Raw genomic sequence first — 18524 nt, 5'->3', positions numbered from 1 at the left:
CGCTACCGCCGGACCCGGCGCCGATACCACCACGTCAGCCCCGCCCACACCAGTGCCCAAATACCCAGGATCGCGGCGATGAAGGGCCAAAAAATGAAGGTGGTGACATCGCTCCAGCCGGGCGCGGTACGCTTGAGGCCGATAGGTGCGCTGATTTCCAGTTCGATCTGCTCGCCCTGAAGCGTCGGCCCGACCTCTTCCACCGTGAAGGTAAGCGGCGAAGTCCCCTTTGCCAGCTTCGGAAAGGGCGGGGTGGTCTCCGGCAGCGTGCCATCTATATGACTTTCCGGCCAGAGCTTGCGGTAGAAATGCGTCGCGCTGGCGCTGCTGCGCGGAGCCGCAACCATCACTACGTCCAGGTCCCCGCCATCGCGCACACGAATCCGCACCGGCTCTCCTGGTTCGGCGACTGCGCCCGGCGCCCCCAAACGCGTCGTGTGTTCTCCCAATTCGGGCCGCTTTCTGCCCATCGGGCCGCCGAAACGCGCCTCCATCCATAGTGGCGCTTCGCGGATGCGGTAGACCTCGGCGCGCGCCGTCTGCCCCGGCGTAAGGGTGATCGGCGTCAGCGTCGCGTCCGCGGACGGTACATACCGCAGCATGCCCGCCGTGAACCACGCCATGGCAGCCAACCAAAGCGCCCAGCCCACCACCAGCGACATCTTGCAGAACTTTTGCCACATATCGTGCAGCCCAGAATTTTCCAGCATCAAAGCGTACCCGATTTCGAGTGGGCGATTGGAAGCAATGCAGGTTTCTTCCACGCATCGCTGTTTTCAGAGCGCCATGCCTCGGCAAGGAGGATGGCCGTATAAGCCAAGAACGCTACGCCTTCGGGGCGGGGTTCAGCTTGCGCAGCGCTGGCTTGGGCGCCGTGGAGGTGGCGGCAACCTTGGACGGCAGATCCCACGTCTTACTACCGCCCAGGCCAGCCCCGGCATGAATTCAAGCCGGAGACCGCGCCCATAGGGGGAGAACCGGTCATTCCGAAGCAGACGAACAGTGCGTTTATCGGCACCGATCTGGAACAGAAGCTTCGCAACAATGGCCTCGACGCATTGGTCGTGGCGGGAGTCATAACGAACAATTCAGTCGAGGCAACTGTCCGCATGGCCGGCAACCTTGGCTTTCAGGTGTGGCTCGTGGCTGACGGTTGCTTCACATTCGCTCGGACAGACTGGAATGGGTCAGCGCGAAGCGCCGAAGATGTTCACGCCATGTCGCTCGCCAACCTGGACGGCGAATACTGCACCGTCGTCACCGCAGATGCGCTGTTAAGCGCGCTTGGCTGAAGCGAACTTGCATTTGCAAGGTTGATCGGCTGATCTGCACTTGCCCCGTGAGCGGGCGCAACGCTCCTCTCACGGATTTTCTTCCGCTCTCCATCAGGTATCGGTAGCCGCCAAGCCACGTGGCCAGGTGCGGTCACCGCATCACGCTTGGCTTCTGGAGTTCAGCATTTCCACGTTCATCAATCGTTCAGGTTTCGGTGCTTATGCTCCAGCCCGAACGCCGCAAGGATAGATTGCAATAACGGGAGCCCGAACCATGACCGCCTTTCCGCCTCCGCTGGAAGACCCGGAGGACGATGAACACAGCCCGGCCGAACGCGCCGACGCCGCCGCCCGCAGCACCTGGGTGAGCGTGGGCGTCAACGTGGTGCTCGCCACCGCGCAGATTGTCATCGGCATTTTCTCCAAGTCCCAAGGCCTGATCGCGGACGGTATTCATTCTTCTTCCGATCTGATCGCCGACTTCATCGTGCTGCTGGCCAACCGCCATGGCCAGAAAGCAGCCGACGCGGACCACCACTACGGCCATTACCGCTACGAGACCGCGGCGTCCCTGGCGCTGGGCGTCTTGCTGCTGCTGGTCGGCGGCGGCATGCTGTGGTCCGCCGTGACCAAGCTGGAGCAGCCCGACGCGATCCCGCAGGTCCACCTCGTCGCGCTGTGGGTGGCCTGTGCCGCCCTGGTCATCAAAGAGGCCTTGTTCCGCTACATGCTTGCCGTGGCCAAGCGCGTGAAGTCCAGCATGCTGGTGGCCAACGCCTGGCATGCGCGCTCCGACGCGGCGTCGTCGCTGGTGGTGGGTCTAGGCATCGTCGGCAACCTGCTGGGCTACCCGATACTGGACCCCATCGCCGCGGCCATCGTGGGCTTCATGGTGGCCCGAATGGGCTGGAGCTTTGGCTGGGACGCCTTGCACGACCTGCTGGACCGCGCCATCGACGAAGGCGAAGCCGCCGCGATCCAGCGCACCTTGCTGGACACCCCGGGTATTCAAGGCGTGCACGATCTACGCACCCGAAAAATGGGGGATATGATCGTCGTTGACGCTCACCTGGAAATCGACGCCGGGCTGACTGTCGAGGAAGGCCACAAGATCGCCGTGCAAGCGCGCCAGCGCGTCATGCAGCGGCATCGTGTATTGAACGTGATGACCCATGTTGATCCCTGGAGACCTCCCGACGCGCCCACGCAGGGCGCCGAGGGCAGGGCGATTATCGAACCAGGCTGTCCGTAGCGCGCTTTGACGACAAGGAAGAAACATGAAAATCAAGAACTCCGATACTCAGTATGCAGGCCTGGTGATCACCATGCACTGGCTCATGCTCGTGGTTCTGGCTTTGGTCTACGCCTGTATGGAATTGCGCGGGCTGGCCACCAAAGGCACCGATCTGTACAACAACATCAAGGCGCTGCATTTCTCGCTCGGGTTGTGTGTGATCGGGTTGGTGGTGCTGCGGGTGGTTATCCGGGTGGCTTCGGGCCCGGCGCCTGGCGTGCGGCCGCCGATGCCGAGGTGGCAGGATGTGCTTTCACGGGTGATGCATTACGCGTTGTATGCGTTCATGATTGTCACGCCGATTTTGGGGTGGTTGACGCTCAGCGCGGGAGGGAAGGCGATTCCGTTGTTCGGGTTGGAGGTTCCGGCGCTGGTGGGGCCGGATAAGGCCTTGGCGGATCAGGTCAAGGAACTGCATGAGACCTTGGCTACGGTGGGGTATTTCCTGGTGGGGCTGCATGCTGCTGCGGCGTTGCTGCATCATTATGTGTTTCGGGATAACACGTTGGTGCGGATGTTGCCGGGGCGGCGTTGAGGTTGCTTCGGGCCAAGGGCACCAGTGCCCCTTCAACTTTCCCCTCCGGCAGGGGAGTCTGGAGGTGGCATCGAGACCGGCCAAGCAGACGGCCACGAAAGCCTGCAATCGGCCACAAGCGGACGTACAACATTGCAGACCGTTACGGAGGCTCCTGAGCTGGCCTTAGCACCCGCAATATCAGTCTATCTGTCCAGCATTAGAAGACTTGATGTATCGTACAGTTACATCGAAATCTTCGGAAGGTCTGCATATGCGCTACGTATTTCGAAGGAACAGCTCCGTGGGGGCAATGGATGCCGAATCAGACGAGAGGTTTTTGCGGGACTGTTTTTTCGACACTGGTGATCTTGCCGCACTCGTTGATTGCGAGAATCCGAAAAGAATCGTAGTGGGGCGAGTAGGAGCAGGTAAAAGCGCGCTGCTTTCTCGGCTGATCTCTGAGCAAACCAACGCTATCGAGATTCGAGCGGAAACTCTGTCGCTCAGCTATGTGGCGAACTCGGACATCATTCAGTTTTTCGAATCGGTGGGAGTCAAACTCGATCTGTTCTACCAATTGCTATGGCGGCATGTTTTCGTGGTCGAACTGCTATGCAAGCGATATCGGATATCTCGAGAGGATCCATGGAGCTTTCTCGAAAATTTCCGAGATTTATTTTCCCGAGATCCGGCTAAAAAGCGGGCGGTCGAATACTTGCGGCAATGGAATGAGCATTTTTGGCAAGACACCGAGACTCGCGTCAAGGAATTTACCTCAAAACTAGAGCAAAAGCTTGCGGGATCTGTAGACATACAAGCTTATGGCATTTCGCTAAATGCAGTGGGAGGGAAGACACTCACGGACGAAATAAAAGCCGAGGTGCTTCACAAGGCCCAATCCATTGTTAACGAAAATCAAGTTCGCGAGTTGGGTGAAATTATAACATTATTGGCGGATGAAATTTTCACCGATCCCAAGAAAAGATATTTTCTTGTGATTGACCGGCTTGACGAATCATGGGTCGACGATCGATTGCGATATAAGTTGATCCGGGCGTTAATCGAAACTGTGCGGGCTTTTCAACGAGTCCGGGCAGTTAAGGCAGTGATTGCCATAAGAGAAGACCTTCTCCAAACCGTGTTCGATGCCACTCGCGATGCCGGATTCCAGGAAGAGAAATTTTCCGGTTTGATGCTACGACTTCGTTGGAGCAAAGCTCAGCTTAGACAATTGCTTGATCTCCGCGTAGAAAAGCTAATTCGGGAGCAATATACCCAGAAGAAGGTGACGTTTGACGAGGTCTTCCGCGGGGAGGTACGCGGGGAGTCAGCTATCGACTATTTGTTGACCAGAACGCTCCTACGACCTCGCGACGTCATCGCATTCGTGAATGAGTGCATTGAACTTTGTGAGGGAAAGGAGTATGTGCCTCCGTCTACAGTGCAGGACGCTGAACGCAAATACTCTACAGGAAGACTCCGGTCGTTGCGGGATGAGTGGCGTAGTCACTACGCTTCACTAGAGGCATGTACCGAACTATTACGGGGCCGGCCCTCAAACTTCAAATATTCTGAGATAACGGAGGATAAACTGCAGGAGTGCATTCAAGAGCACTGGTCTGGCATTCCCGAATCTGACCCAGTTGGGAGAATTGCGCTTGAATATCTATCCAGCGATAAGACAGCAAATGCCTGCATAATCCAAATCTTGAAAGTTCTATATACGACTTCCGTCGTCGGCATAAAACCAGAAGCCGCAGCAGGCGTAAGCTGGTCTCACGTCGATGATCGCGGAATTTCGGATGGGCAATATAAGAAGAGCTCTTCCATTAGCGTCCATCCAATGTTATGGCGCGCACTCGATATAGTGCCGCCATTACGTGCGGATAGCCGCAAAAAAGCAAAAAAGAGGCAGTATGATTAATGGCTTGGCTTATTATTTATTAATCATAATTTACTTCGCTCTTGCAAATTTGCGCCGTATATAATTAATAATCGGCTGCGGGCGGATCCGATACTTGAAGCCTGCTCCGAAGCAGTGTGTTCCTATGCAATCCGATTGAGAAAAATCTTATTATGAAGAAAATATACAGAGCGATTTCTCATCCCAGCGGTTGGGCAGGTTTGCCAGATTACGAAATTCGTAGTGATGGAAAAATATATCGGTCAATTTCTCACCCTAATGGCTGGGGCGGCCTTCCTGACTATGAGTTTAGAAGCGATGGAAAGATCTATCGGACAGCATCTCATCCCGAAGGTTGGGGAGGACTGGCCGATTACGAAATACGCGCAGACGGAAAAATATATAGAACTGTTTCTCACTCTGCTGGTTGGGGGGGGCTCGCTGACTTTGAATTTCGCTGACTTAGAACATTAGGGACCTTCTGCTTCGAGTCGATAGAGGCTTATCATCAATAGCAGCTCGCCGGCGAGGCCTGCTGCCCATCCACATAGCGCCAACGTTTGCCTATGCGGTAGGCCACAGCCACCATCTTACAGTGGCCGTTGGATAGGTTGATTATCTCCGGTATGTTCGAGGGGGGCAGCGCAGCTTGTGGTAGCAATCAGCGTGCGGAGGATAGCTGGGCGCTTTGTCGTTTATCGACGGTCTTATCTGCGGCCGCTGACCGGCCCTGGTGAAACACAGCCGTTTTTCTAGAATACATGACGCCGATATCTCGATTAGGGAGCCGACTTACGAATTTGATACGGTGTCTCGCTTCGAATTCTGAAAAGTTTCCATGGTTAGTTTTCGGATCTTCGCAACATCAAGGACAGAATCTTGCCAGAGCTGAATTTTGAAAGACAAGCGCAGGACTATTACAACAAAGCGCCCCTCATTATCTTGGGAAGCGGCGCATCTGCTGCCCACGGCATGTCTGGGATGTGGGCGCTTGCAAAGCATCTAATCAAAAATACCGACATTTCAGAAATGTCCGCTAACGAGATAGAAGCCTGGGATAAATTCTGTAAAGTCCTAAATTCTGGCGTTGACCTGGAGTCGGCGCTCCACCAAGTGGCTATAACGGCCGAGCTAACTTCTAGAATTGTCAACGCCACTTGGTCACTCATCAACGCTGAAGATAATCACATTTTCAACCAAAGTCTTCAGAATCCGGAGATGTTTCCCTTGAGCCGCTTGTTGCGCCACATGTTCAAAAGCAGCCTAACGAGATTGAACATTGTTACAACGAACTATGACAGACTTGCGGAATATGCCTGCGATCAGGAGCGGATTCACCATTACACAGGATTCACGCACGGCTTTTTTCGGCAGCTAGCCACCCTGAATGAGATAAATTCTGCCCGCAGAGTCAATATCTGGAAAGTTCATGGGTCGCTGGATTGGTTTAGATCGCCATTTGAAGACATTGTGGCAATTTCAAATATTCATGGAATACCTGCCAAATACAAACCGGAAATCGTGACTCCCGGTACTCAAAAATATCAGGCTACGCATTTGGAGCCATACCGATCAATAATTAACCATGCTGACCAGGCCATCGTTGCCGCGAACTCTTACCTGTGCATTGGCTACGGCTTTAATGACGAGCATATTCAGCCGAAACTTATGGCGAGATGTCAGCGGCAAAATACTCCTATCACAATTATTACCTATGCACTGTCAGAAGCGGCCAAGAAGTTAATTACTGACGGCAAGGCACAGAATTACCTGGCAATTGAGCGGGGGGAAGCCGACGATCAATCCATTGTCTACTCCTCTTGGGATGCAAATCCAGTGATAATTGAAAGAAACATCTGGAGTCTTCAAGGTTACTTGTCACTCATAATGTAGGAGAAGAGATGCCAATATTTAATTTTAGCGATGAAGATGCACTTGGAAAGGTCGCTTCTGTTGACACTACAAACGTTATAGTGGACGTGGAAAATGTTGATCAACTCAAAAGATTGCAAGTCAATCACCTAGCCGTACTCCAGAGCAGCAAGCCTGGGCAGCATCTCATCGGGCTCATCACTCAAGTGACCCGGAAGCGTAGTATCGGGGATATTGTCGATGATGGAATCAGCGAGCAGACCTCAGAGCTGAATCTGTGCAAAATTGCCCTGATTGGTACGATGTTGGACCGTGACGGAAAAAGAGAAAATGTCTTTCGCCGGACTCTAGAAAGTGTTCCAGAAATCGACGCGAATTGTTTTTCGCTGGAGGGAGATAACCTTACCAACTTTATGCGGACGCTATCCAGTGTCTCAGCCGATGGTAATGCCCTGACGCTAGGCAAGTACACACTGGACGACCACGCCGTTGCTTATCTCAATGGTAACAAGTTCTTCCAGCGTCACGCCTTTATCGGCGGTAGCACTGGGTCAGGTAAGTCCTGGACGACAGCCAGAATCATTGAGCAGATGGCAGGACTCTCTACGGCTAACGCGATTGTTTTTGATCTTCACGGTGAATACTCGCCATTGGTAGGCCAAGGTATTCAGCATTTTAAAGTGGCAGGTCCCGCAGATGTTGAGTCTACGCGCACCATTGACGATGGTGTGCTTTACCTGCCTTACTGGCTGCTTTCGTATGAAGCGCTCGTCGCAATGTTTGTTGATAGGAGCGACCAGAATGCACCCAACCAAGCCATGATCATGTCTCGCGAGATCAATCAGGCCAAGAGAAAGTACCTGGAGGACGGCGATCATAAAGAAATTTTGGCGCACTTCACGGTAGATAGCCCGGTCCCATTCGATCTGGATGTTCTCATGAGCAGACTGAACGAGATAAACGTGGAAATGGTTCCTGGGGCAACGGCCGGTAAAGAAAAACAGGGTGATTTTTTTGGAAAGCTCGCCCGAATGATTTCAAGGTTAGAGAATAAAATCTCTGATAGGCGCCTTGGATTTATGTTCAAGGGCGGTAAAGATATTTTGGATTTTACATGGCTTGAGAAGTTCACCACTGCTGTGCTCGGAAGCTCTGGGGAAAATGGTAAAGCTGGTATCAAGGTAATCAATTTTTCAGAAGTTCCATCAGACGTCCTCCCGCTGATCGTCTCCCTCGTCGCGCGTGTCACATTCTCTGTCCAACAGTGGACGCCATCCGAGCTGCGCCATCCTATTGCCCTTCTCTGCGATGAAGCGCATCTCTACATGCCTCAACGAAATATGGCAGAATCAGCTGACGATATCTCTTTGGATATTTTTGAGCGTATCGCCAAGGAAGGCCGTAAGTACGGTGTCAGCCTAGTCGTGATAAGTCAGCGTCCGTCGGAGGTGAATAAGACGATGCTCAGCCAATGCAGTAACTTCGTGTCCATGCGGCTGACAAATGCCGAAGACCAGACCGTTATCAAGAGGCTCCTTCCAGATAGCCTCGGTGGCTTTAGTGACATCCTGCCGACCCTAGACACTGGCGAGGCACTGGTTGTGGGCGATGCGAGTTTACTGCCAAGCAGAATCAGGATTGACGAGCCCATAAACAAGCCGAATAGCGGTACGGTCAATTTTTGGGATGAATGGCAAAACCCGGTCAAGGACAATCGTCTTGTAGTTGCGGTGGATAACTGGCGTAAGCAAAACATCCAGTGAATTCTGAATGGGTGACACGCTTGACTTGATTGTCATGTATAGGAGGAACCGGCAAATTTCGCATAGAAATTGACTTTACGTCGATACGCTGGGACCGTGGCATGAATTTTTCCGGCCTAATCTGCCGCTCCGAAAGGCAGCTTTGGTCGAGAGTGACCATTCAGTATGACGCCAAGGACCAGTCGCGAAATTGTCCCTCCTGCATCCAACATACCGCCATCTCACCATACACTCATGACTATCACCTCTCCGGTGCCGGTTTGGAAGCCGGAAAGCTATAGGCGGACAGCCGCAACGATTTGCGGCTTAACTCCCCTATATGAGGCAGCCCCATGCTGCACCCCCTCACCCAAAACCCCTGGCAAATCGACACCGACCGCGAATCCGGCCCCGTCTCCCTATCCCACCTCCACCAACTAGACCGCACCCGCTACGCCATCCAGACCATCGCTCGCATGATCGGCAACAGCGCGTCCGAACCTGACGCCACCGGCTCTCCACCCCTGGACCCCTGGGCAGTCACCGCCCTGATGGGCGGCGTCGAAAGCCTCTGCGAGCACCTCGGCACCCTGACCGAAGCCATGCTCGACCAGGCCCTGCAATCCGGCGACGAAAGGGAAGCCCCCAACCCCACCCACAACGCTCCTCCCTCGATCCAATAACATTCACGAAAATAATTCCTACATAACCGGGAATTTATATCGTTTTGAGGATCGCCCCGCGAGGCCTTGTAATGCGTGTTCGCTTATTGCCGTTCACGCCTTCAAGAAAATTCCTCGCTATGAATCCCATCGGATACCGCATTCTTCCCCGGCCCGCGCCGGCCGTCGCCGCTGACGTGCTGGCCGGTTTTGCCGCCATTGGCTCGGCCCAGATCAGCGATTGCATGAACCGCCTGTACGGCGTCAGCGGGCTGCGTCCGCTGCACGCCGGCAACCAGCGCACGGTCGGCCTGGCGCTGACCGTGAAGACGCGGCCGGGCGATAACCTGATGATCCACAAGGCGATTTCGCTGGGTGGCGCGGGCGATGTGATCGTGGTCGATGGCGCTGGCGATACCAGCAATGCGCTGGTCGGCGAGTTGATGATGATGGACGCGCAGGGGCGCGGCATCGCCGGGTTCGTGATCGACGGCGCGGTGCGTGACCTGGATGTGTTCGCGCAGGGGCAGTTCGGCTGCTTTGCGCGCGCGGTGTCGCACAAGGGGCCGTACAAGGATGGTCCGGGCGAGATCACCAGTATGTGGGGCGGATCGGCGCGAAGTACACATGGTGATGCCTGAAGCTGGGCGTATTCGCTCCTGGGCAGTACCGCCCCTTGGGCCCATGGGTTTTGCCCTGGACGCGGGGGGCGGACAGATGCCTGGCGTAATAAAGAGCCGGCGCCATTGGCTCTCGTGCGGTGGCTTCCCGCTACCTTCTTGTCTTGGAACAGGCGACCTGTGACGCCGTTTCCCCTCTTATCGGAAGGTAACCTGTACGGTGACTTGCTGGCTGAATTCTCCCGTTATCAGCGGCGTTCCGGACTTCGTCAATTGCGCCGAGTATCGCAGCGGGAGTGGCCGCTTGCTGGTAGTCAATGATGGCTGGTGGGAATCCTGCCACTGGTTGAAGATGACGGGGTGAACGCCCAGTTCGTTGATTCCCAGCGCGAATCCGTTTGGTGTGCCGTCGTTGTTCTTCAGGAGGATTTCCTGGTTGCCAGGCAGCAGTTCTTGATTACCTTCCGGCTGGAACCTTAACTGAAGCGGCACGACCAAATTGCCCAGGTCTACGATCCGGAAGCCGCCATCGCAGCTCTCATCGTAATCCGCAGTGATTGTGAAATCCACGGGCGGTGGTAGCGGAAGGTGGTTTACGGCGTAGGCTTTTCCCAGATTGATCGGGCCTGGCGTGGATATTTTCGCGATGCATTTGGGTATGAGCGCAATGGTCGTGCTGCTGTTGGACCCGATCGAGATGACATTCATGGTGGAAACCCCGGAACTTAGGACGACCAGGTTTCCCATGGCGGGAATATACGCTCTCGTCGGCTTGTTGGGGGGCGTTACCATGACGAGTTTCAGCTTGCCGTGCAAGATGCCGGATGCCGTCATGGTGGGATCGGAAGGTGACTTCGCTGCGTAAGTCACGTCGGAAAGGACGAGTCGATTGTCGGTGGTTGAACTGGATGGCGTCCACTCGGGATAGTTGTTGATCTGCAAAACGAGTTTCAACCCGGCCGAAGCCAGGTCCTTTATCATCGTTTGCATGTATCCCCCCGAGCCCATGTAGGGCAGACGGTCTGGAATGTTCGTGATGCAGACCCACGGGATCACCGGAAGCGAGGTTTCGTAGACGACCTCTCCTACGGGGATGGTCTTATCCAGATTGATCTGCAATGGCGTGAAAGTGGTCAAATAGGAGTCGGCGCCGGTTCTGGTGGGGTCGAACCCTTGTGATGGGTTCCTGTTGAACTGGCATCCTGACGTGACCTCTTGCCCCAAGGCGTGCCCGGCTGGGCCCAGCAGGCCGGCGACGGCGCACACGGCTGCCAGCGCGGCGCGCCAGGCCAGAAAGGCGCCAGTCTTTCGCTTGATCATGCAGTTTCTCCTCGGGTGGACGGATGACGGCCAGTTGGCTTCCCATCAGGGGCCGCCATGGCACGGGTGCCACGCGAGTTTGCATAGGTAGGATTATCCGAACGTTAAGTTTTCGTCGGATGAAAAGAATGGGCGGAGCGCAGCCTGACTCGACTGTTAGAGTCAGATCCGCTACGCGATGTTGTTGGTCTTGGTGTTCACGAGCATTATGACGTTACCGATCCATACCCGCGTTCCGCCTGCCGATGCTACAGATCCTTCTTCGCATACTACATGTTCCAACTCCGACAACTGAAAACCTTCGTCGCGGCGGCAGAAACGTTGAGTTTCACGCAAGCCGCCAGGCGAGTGCACCTGTCCCAGCCCAGCGTGACGGAACAGGTGAGGGCGCTCGAGGAGGCCGTTGGTCAGCCGCTGTTTATCCGCCATAACAACCGCCTGCAGCTGACGCCGGCCGGGGAAAGACTGGCCAGCCGCGCCCGCGAACTGCTTGCCATGGCCGACGATGCCCTGCGCGAGGTTCGCGACGATGTCGCCGGCACGGCCGGCGCGATCCGCGTGGCGGCGCCGCCTACGCTTTGCACCAGCCTGCTGATTCCGCAGTGGCTGGGCTTTGTGCAGCAGCACCCGGCAATGCAGGTCGAAGTCCAGGAACGCAACTCTTCCGCGACGGCCCAGGCGGTGCGCGATGGGACGGCCGACCTGGGGCTGGTGCATGGGTGGCCGGCCAATGGCGCCGAGCTGCGGACGGAAGTCCTTGCGAGGGACATGCCGATGGTGGTGCTGCCGCCGGGCCATCCCCTCGGCCAGGCGGCCGACATCCCGTCGGACGCGCTGTCGGCGCTGCCGCTGGTTGTCACGATGGAAGGCTGCCGCTACCGCGAGTACCTGGACGCCTTGTTGCAGCACGGCCCCGCCCGGCCGCGTATCCGCGGTGTGGCCGACAGCGTGCCGGCCTTGATCCAGATGGTGGCCGCGGGCCTAGGGGTGTCGATCCTGCCGAGGATGGCGCTGGCGCCGGCCGGGGCGGCGCCGCGCGTCGAGTGGAAGCCCTTGTCGGACAGCGGGGAAGGGCTGCCCATCTGCCTGCTCACCCCGCATCGGACTCCGGCCCGCCAGGTGGCGGCGTTCATCGCGATGATCCGGTTGGCGACGGCCCCGTCAGACCAGCCGGTGGCCGCCATCGACATGCAGCACGGTGCCGGTCGTGTAGCCGTTGCCGAGTAGAAAGACGATGGCATCGGCGATGTCGTCGCCTTCGCCCACCCGGCCCACCGGCAGCCGTTCGGCCATCGCCGCCAGCAGCGTTTCGCTGTCGGCGCCGGCCACGTGGTTCCAGATGGGTGTGCGCACCCAGCCGGGCGAGACGGCGTTGACGCGCAGCGGCGCCAGTTCGACCGCCATGGCGCGGACGATGCCTTCGAGCGCGGCGTTGATGGCCGCCACCGCGACGCCCTTGGGCCGGGGGCGATAGGCGGCGATGCCGGATGTCAGGGTGATGGAGCCGCGCGATGGCATGCGTGCCGCGCCATGCTTGGCCAGCAGAATGGGCGCGACGACCTTGGAGCGGATGGCGCGGTCCAGCGCATCCAGGCTCAGCTGCGGCAGCAGTTCGTAGGCGCCGCGGATGTCGGCGGCGGTGCAGACCAGGTGGTCGACCGCGCCGGCTTCCTCGAAAAGCCGCCGCACCTGCGCTTCGTCTGTCACGTCTGCGGGGTGCAGTTGCGGCTCGCCAAAGGGGCGCAGCGGCTCGCGCGCGGCGTCGAGCTTGTCGCGCGACCGGCCCACGATCAGCACCTGGCACCCCATCCGCATCAACCGCGCGCTGACGGCCAGGCCCATGCCCGAACTGCCGCCCACCACCATGACCCGCTGCCCCGTCAGGTTGTTGTCCATGCTTGCTTCCTTGATGAATGTGTCTGGAAGGCGCGATGGTGGCGCGGCGCCGGGCGGGGCGCCAGCAGGAATGTTTGATGGGGGTATCGGGATTGCCGATAAGGCGCGTCGCAGCGAACGCGCCGCCGGCTATCCTTTCAACGTCGTCCCCAATCAATGCTCCCCGGCTTCGGGCACACCCAGGACCCTTGCAACCGTTCCCGGATCTGCGCCAGATCCTGCTCGACCAGCAGAACCCCATCCCGGAACACCGGCACCAGCGCGCCGCCAGCCGCCTGCTCCGGCGTCTGCTGGTCGCGCAACACATACCCCGTCGCTGTCTCATCGACCCGCAGCAAGCCCTTGGCCGACCGCTTCACGCCGGAGTCGGTGACCGGGTCCTTGACCAGTTCCTGCGGTTCGCCATTGACCTCGGCATACGTTGCCTTCAATGCCCAGCCGAAGCTGTCGCGGGTCAGGTATTGATAGGTGTACGAGCCGATGCCCAGGACCACGTTGCCCGACGCGAAACCCTTTCTCTCCAGCCGCGCCAGGATGTCGCGGCCGCGCGCCAGGGTGATGGAGTCGCCGTAGATCAGGCCGACGTGCGGGTCCAGCAGCTTGTAGCCGCGCTCGGTCACGACGCCGCCGAAGATGTTCCACAGGCATTGCACCGCGCCGTTGACTTCGGCCTCGCGCAGCGCCTGGCTGGCGCGGGCGTCGTCGTCCAGGCGCCAGTAGCGGCCAGTCTCGATATCCCGCACGGCTTCGAATCCGTCGCGGCGGGCGGCGGCCAGGGCTGCGGCGTCTTCCACACTGGGCACGTCGGTGCAGAAGTAGCCGGTCAGGATCTTCACGGGATCGCCGGAGTCCGGGCGGAACACGACCTTGGCGTTGCCGAAGGGATCGGGCTGGCGCGCCAGGATCTCCGGCTTCAGCGCGGCGGCGAAGTCGGTGACCACTTGCCAGAAGTCCCAGGTGTCGGACACCACCGACACGATGCCGGCCGGATAGACCTGCGTGACCAGGCGGCGGATGGTTTCGATTTCGCCTTCCTTGCTGCCCAGGCACATGACCGAGTGTTCGGTGGCGGGCACCGAGCCGCCGACCAGTTCGCGGTCGGAATCGGCGCCGTACAGGTCTTCCAGGTAGTCGATGGCCGGGATGGTGTCGGTGCCGGTGAACGACAGCAGGTGGCCGGCGCCGCTCTTGCGGGCGTCGTACAGGCCGGCCATGCCGCGCATCGAGAAGTCGTGGCCTTGCCAGTTGACGAAGTCCATCGGGCTGCCGGTCAGGCGGGCGAAGTAGGTCAGGAGCTTGCGGTATTCGAAGGCGATGGTGGCCACGGTGGACGGCTTCCACGATTCGCAACTGAACAGCGTTTCGATGTAGGTGACCAGCCAGGCGAATTCCGGCCTGGTGTTGACGAAGGTGACGGGCGGCACGCGGATGTCGACGCGGGCGCCTTCGGGCAGGGAACGGATCTCCAGCGGCAGATAGCCCAGTTCGTACAGCGCTTGCAGGTGATCGACGGTGACCGCGCCCTTGCCGAGCGCGTTGTCGACGCGGCGCTGGTACTGGCGCACGGCGGCCCCGGCGGGCTTGCCGAAGAATTCGCGGTTGAACAGGTCGATCAGGATTTCCTTGATGAAGCCTTGCAGGCCGAACCAGACGATCTTGTTGTCGAACAGTTCGGGCAGCACCGGCGCCAGCCGGGCCGAGCGCGGGGTGAAGTTGGCCAGGATCCTGTTGGTGCCCTTGGGGTACTGGAAGGGGTGGCCGGTCTTGTAGAAGTCGGCTTGCAGCAAAGGGTTGATGCCGTTCTTGGTGGCGACGGGGGCGGGGGCATTCATGGTGTGGACTCCTGCTTGATGTTCAGTTGGCCGCGGTGGCGAGCGCGTCGGCGGCTTCGATCGGGTTGACGATGACGGGCGCGCCCGGGCCTTCGGCGGCGGTCCAGTCGTAGGCGGTGTACAGGCCGGCGTAGCGGGCGTTCAGCTCGGCCAGGCCCTTGCTGAAAATGCCGTGGGTGACATACAGGTAGAGCGGCTGGTCGGTCTTGTCGCGCAAGGCGGCGGCCAGTTCCAGGAAGGTGCGGCCGCCGTCGCAGATGTCGTCCACCACCAGCACCGGTTGCGCGGGGATGTCGTCGGGCACCCGGGTTTCGGTGATGCGGCCGGTTTGCGGGTCGCGGACTTTTTCGGCGTAGCGCACGTCGGCCACGCCCAGCTTTTTGGCCAGGGCCTGCACGCGCTTGCGGGCGCCGGCGTCGGGCGCCATCAGGGTGACGCCGTTGGCAAAGGCGGGGTTGGCCAGCGCGTTCTTCAGGAAGGCGGCGGCGTCGATGACGCGGACGCGTTGCAGCAGGGCGGGGGTGACGTCGCTGTGCGGTTCGACCACGCTGACGGTGGCGTATTGCTGGTCGTTGATCAGCTTGCAGAACACGGCCGCGCCCAGCGCCTCGCCGGGATTGCAGATGCGGTCCTGGCGGGCGTAGGGCACGTAGGGCATGTCCAGGTGCACCGGCGCGGCCGGGTTCAGGCGGCGCAGGGCGTCGGTCAGCATCAGCAGTTGCATGACGTCGTCGGCCGATTTCAGCAGGGCGTGGATGCGGAATTCGCTGGCCGCGTCGGCGCGGGCCTGCAAGGCAGCGGGCACGGTGACCTGGCTTTCGCCGCCGGGGAACACGAACGCGCGGGCCGTATCGGTGTGGCGTTGTCCTTCTACTACCGCTGTGATGGTGAACATGATCAGGCCTTAGTGGCAAATTAAAACTAAGTGAGGCAAGTATAAGCCTACTTATTGTTTATTTGCAACTAAGCGGGGGCGGCGCGAGGTCAACCGACGCTGCGGTCGAACAGGGCGAAGTCTTTCAGGCGGTACAGGCGGGCGGGACGCTGCGCGCCCAGTGCATAGTCGTCGGTGGCTTCGAGCACATCCCAGGCTTCCATCTTGCGGCGGAAGTTCGATTTCTCGAGGGTGGTCTGGAGGATGGCTTCGTAGGTGCGCTGCAGCTCGGTCAGGGTGAAGCGTTCGGGCAGCAGGAAGAACGGCAGGGTGGAGTAGCTGGATTTGCCGCGCAGGCGGGCCACGGCGGCGGCGACGATGTCGGCGTGGTCGAAGGCCAGCGGCGGCAGCGCGTCCACGCTGACGAAGCGAAAGCCCGCCGGGGCCGCCTCCAGTTCGGCGGCCGGCACCAGCGCCACGTAGGACACCGACAGCGACCACTTGCGCGGGTCGCGGTCGGGGCCGGAGAACACCTGCAACTGCTCCAGATAGCGCGGCTCGAAGCCGGTCTTGTCGCGCAGCACGCGGCGGATGCTGGCTTCGGTGCTGGCGTCTTCGTCCACGTGCACCACGCCGCCGGGCAAGGCCATGGCGCCCTTGAACGGCGCGCGGTCGCGCGGGTGCAGGGCGATTTCCAGGCCGGTCTCGCGCAGGGTGAGCAGGACGGCGTCGACGGTGACGAGGGGCTGTGGGTGGTCCAAGTGGGGTTCCGGCGTGGCACTTCGGGGTAAGGTGCCACTATGCGGCGGATTGGTCAACCGCGCCCATTGAACTAACCCGCGGCGCCGATCCCGTCCAGCTCGGCCACGGCCCGCGGCGGCAGCGCCAGGCTGGCCGCGGCGGCGTTCTGCCGCAGGTGTTCGATCGACGAGGTGCCCGGGATTAGCAGGATGTTGGGCGAGCGTTGCAGCAGCCAGGCCAGCGCGGTCTGCATCGGCGTGGCCTGGCAGTCGGCGGCCACGCGCTCCAGCGTGGCCGATTGCAGCGGCGAGAAGCCGCCCAGCGGGAAGAACGGCACGTAGGCGATGCCATCTTGCGCAAGCTGCCCGATCAGCGCGTCGTCGGCGCGGTGGGCGATGTTGTACTGGTTCTGCACGCAGACGATGTCGGCGATGCCGCGCGCCTGCGCCACCTGGCGCGCGGTGGCGTTGCTCAGGCCCAGGTGGCGTATCAGGCCCTTGCGCTGCAATTCGGCGAGGGTGGTGAAGGACGGTTCGATGTCGCCTTCGGCGGGGCCGGCCACGTCGAACATGAGGCGCAGGTTGACCACGTCCAGCACGTCCAGGCCCAGGTTGCGCAGGTTGTCGTGCACGGCCGATTCGAGTTCGGCGGGGGAATTGGCCAGCAGCCACGAGGCATCGTCGCCCCGGCGCGCGCCGACCTTGGTGACGATGACCAGATCGTCGCGGTAGGGGTGCAGCGCTTCGCGGATCAGCTGGTTGGTGATGTGCGGGCCGTAGAAGTCGCTGGTGTCGATGTGGTTGATGCCGAGTTCGAGCGCTTCCCGCAGGACCGCCAGGGCCTGCGCCTTGTCCTTGGGCGGGCCGAATACGTGCGGGCCGGCCAGTTGCATGGCGCCGTAGCCCAGGCGGTTGACGGTCAGGTCGCCCAGTGAATAGGCGCCGGCTTGTTGAATCGAGGTCATGACGTGCTCCAGGGAGGGAATGACAGCGAGTCTAGGGCGGCGCGGGGCGTGCGACAATCCCTGGTAATCGCACAGCTTGTGCGGAATATCGAACAATCAGGACCCGCCATGTCCAATCTTCAAGACATCAGTGCCTTTGTCGCGGTGGCTACGCATGGGGGCTTTCGCGGCGCGGCGCGCCAGACTGGGACCAGCGCGTCGCAGCTGAGCGAAGCGGTGCGCCGGCTGGAAGCCCGGCTGGGCCTGCGGCTGCTGAACCGCACCACGCGCAGCGTGGCGACCACGGCGGCCGGGCAGCGCCTGCTGGAGCAACTGACGCCCGCGCTGGACGCGGTCGAGTCGGCACTGGACGTGGCCAACAGTTTCCGTGACCGGCCGGCGGGCCGGCTGCGGCTGAATGTGCCGCTGGCGGCATCCCGGCTGGTGCTGCCGCGCATCGTGCCGCCGTTCCTGGCGCAGTATCCGGAGATCCGGCTGGAGGTCGTCGTCGACGATCGTTTTGTCGAGCTGCTGCAATCGGGCTGCGACGCGGGCATCCGCTACGAGGAAAGCATGGACCAGGACATGGTGGCCATTCCCATCGGGCCGCGGCGCCAGCGGATGGCGGTGGCCGCCGCGCCGGCGTACCTGGCCCGGCATGGAACGCCGCAGCATCCGCAAGACCTGCGCCAGCACCCGTGCCTGCGCGGCCGTTTTACCAGCGGCGCGATGCCGGCGTGGGCGTTTGAACGCGAGGGCCAGTCCGTCACGGTGGAGGTGGACGGTCCGCTGATCGTCAGCCTGGGGGCGGCGGTGGACCTGGCGGTCGATGCGGCGGTGGCCGGCGCCGGGGTGGTCTATCTGTTCGAGGACTGGTTGCAGCCGTACCTGGATCGGGGCGAACTGGAGCCGGTGCTGGCGGACTGGTGGCCCAGCTTCACCGGCCCCTTGCTGTATTTTCCGGGCCGGCATTATCTGCCGGCGCCGCTGCGCGCCTTCGTGGATTTTGTCCAGGCGGCGCGCTGGTAGCGCGG

The 18524-nt window shown here is 60.0% G+C and carries 17 protein-coding genes and 1 pseudogene; 11 read left to right on the top strand and 7 right to left on the bottom strand.

Translation table 11 applies throughout. The annotated features are described in order from the left end of the window. Window positions 1–2: 2 nt before the first annotated feature. Complete coding sequence (locus AT699_RS15710) at window positions 3–764, bottom strand: hypothetical protein (protein ID WP_232254225.1); 762 nt, start codon at window positions 762–764, stop codon at window positions 3–5. Between the two features lie 96 nt (window positions 765–860). Here AT699_RS15710 and AT699_RS15705 point away from each other — a divergent pair, with 96 nt between their 5' ends. From AT699_RS15705 to AT699_RS15675, 9 genes and pseudogenes are all read left to right on the top strand, one after another. Continuing rightward, window positions 861–1292, top strand: a complete 432-nt coding sequence (locus AT699_RS15705) for an isochorismatase family protein (protein WP_006386279.1) — start codon at window positions 861–863, stop codon at window positions 1290–1292. Window positions 1293–1548: 256 nt separating this feature from the next. Continuing rightward, window positions 1549–2526 (top strand): cation diffusion facilitator family transporter, encoded by a 978-nt coding sequence (locus tag AT699_RS15700; RefSeq protein WP_024069047.1) that lies wholly within the window; start codon window positions 1549–1551, stop codon window positions 2524–2526. Window positions 2527–2551: 25 nt separating this feature from the next. Further along, a complete protein-coding gene (locus AT699_RS15695; RefSeq protein ID WP_024069046.1) occupies window positions 2552–3103 on the top strand; it encodes a cytochrome b in 552 nt (183 codons plus the stop codon). Between the two features lie 292 nt (window positions 3104–3395). Then, a complete protein-coding gene (locus tag AT699_RS30965) occupies window positions 3396–5009 on the top strand; it encodes a P-loop ATPase, Sll1717 family (RefSeq protein WP_232254226.1) in 1614 nt (537 codons plus the stop codon). Window positions 5010–5234: 225 nt separating this feature from the next. Next, window positions 5235–5462 carry a hypothetical protein gene (locus AT699_RS15690; RefSeq protein ID WP_058207329.1) on the top strand — a complete coding sequence of 76 codons (228 nt, stop codon included), beginning with the start codon at window positions 5235–5237 and terminating at the stop codon, window positions 5460–5462. 405 nt (window positions 5463–5867) lie between these two features. Then, on the top strand, window positions 5868–6881 hold the full coding sequence (locus AT699_RS30960; protein WP_081247863.1) for an SIR2 family protein: 1014 nt from the start codon (window positions 5868–5870) through the stop codon (window positions 6879–6881). 8 nt (window positions 6882–6889) lie between these two features. Further along, on the top strand, window positions 6890–8623 hold the full coding sequence (locus AT699_RS15685) for an ATP-binding protein (RefSeq protein ID WP_024069044.1): 1734 nt from the start codon (window positions 6890–6892) through the stop codon (window positions 8621–8623). Between the two features lie 332 nt (window positions 8624–8955). Beyond that, a complete protein-coding gene (locus AT699_RS15680) occupies window positions 8956–9285 on the top strand; it encodes a hypothetical protein (RefSeq protein WP_058207328.1) in 330 nt (109 codons plus the stop codon). 119 nt (window positions 9286–9404) lie between these two features. Next, window positions 9405–9857: pseudogene (locus AT699_RS15675) on the top strand (RraA family protein); the annotation flags it as partial. Between the two features lie 225 nt (window positions 9858–10082). Here AT699_RS15675 and AT699_RS15670 read toward each other — a convergent pair. Then, window positions 10083–11204 carry a hypothetical protein gene (locus AT699_RS15670; RefSeq protein WP_054472290.1) on the bottom strand — a complete coding sequence of 374 codons (1122 nt, stop codon included), beginning with the start codon at window positions 11202–11204 and terminating at the stop codon, window positions 10083–10085. Between the two features lie 273 nt (window positions 11205–11477). On the opposite strand from AT699_RS15670, the gene AT699_RS15665 reads away from it, so the two are divergent. Beyond that, the gene (locus AT699_RS15665; RefSeq protein ID WP_058207327.1) at window positions 11478–12431 is read left to right on the top strand and encodes a LysR family transcriptional regulator; all 954 of its coding nucleotides are present in this window, start codon (window positions 11478–11480) and stop codon (window positions 12429–12431) included. On the opposite strand, the gene AT699_RS15660 is transcribed toward AT699_RS15665, so the two are convergent. The 5 genes from AT699_RS15660 to AT699_RS15640 all read right to left on the bottom strand — a co-directional run bounded on the left by AT699_RS15660 (window position 12366) and on the right by AT699_RS15640 (window position 17511). Next, entirely contained in the window at window positions 12366–13100 is a 735-nt protein-coding gene (locus AT699_RS15660; protein ID WP_024069041.1) for an SDR family oxidoreductase, read from the bottom strand. The two genes, AT699_RS15665 and AT699_RS15660, sit on opposite strands and share 66 nt — an antisense overlap. A gap of 137 nt (window positions 13101–13237) precedes the next feature. Beyond that, on the bottom strand, window positions 13238–14932 hold the full coding sequence (locus AT699_RS15655; protein ID WP_024069040.1) for a nicotinate phosphoribosyltransferase: 1695 nt from the start codon (window positions 14930–14932) through the stop codon (window positions 13238–13240). 22 nt (window positions 14933–14954) lie between these two features. Then, the gene (gene prs, locus AT699_RS15650) at window positions 14955–15827 is read right to left on the bottom strand and encodes a ribose-phosphate diphosphokinase (protein WP_024069039.1); all 873 of its coding nucleotides are present in this window, start codon (window positions 15825–15827) and stop codon (window positions 14955–14957) included. An 89-nt stretch (window positions 15828–15916) separates the two neighbouring features. Next, window positions 15917–16567, bottom strand: coding sequence for an NUDIX hydrolase (locus AT699_RS15645; RefSeq protein WP_020927934.1), 651 nt, complete (start codon window positions 16565–16567; stop codon window positions 15917–15919). Between the two features lie 71 nt (window positions 16568–16638). Further along, window positions 16639–17511, bottom strand: coding sequence for an aldo/keto reductase family oxidoreductase (locus AT699_RS15640; RefSeq protein WP_024069038.1), 873 nt, complete (start codon window positions 17509–17511; stop codon window positions 16639–16641). A 108-nt stretch (window positions 17512–17619) separates the two neighbouring features. On the opposite strand from AT699_RS15640, the gene AT699_RS15635 reads away from it, so the two are divergent. Next, window positions 17620–18519 carry a LysR family transcriptional regulator gene (locus AT699_RS15635; protein WP_024069037.1) on the top strand — a complete coding sequence of 300 codons (900 nt, stop codon included), beginning with the start codon at window positions 17620–17622 and terminating at the stop codon, window positions 18517–18519. The last annotated feature ends 5 nt before the right edge of the window (window positions 18520–18524 follow it).

It is taken from the genome of Achromobacter xylosoxidans (genome assembly GCF_001457475.1).
Lineage (GTDB): Bacteria > Pseudomonadota > Gammaproteobacteria > Burkholderiales > Burkholderiaceae_B > Achromobacter > Achromobacter xylosoxidans.
Note: the sequence above shows the minus strand (reverse complement) of the source record. Positions and strands in the feature narration are given on the sequence as shown.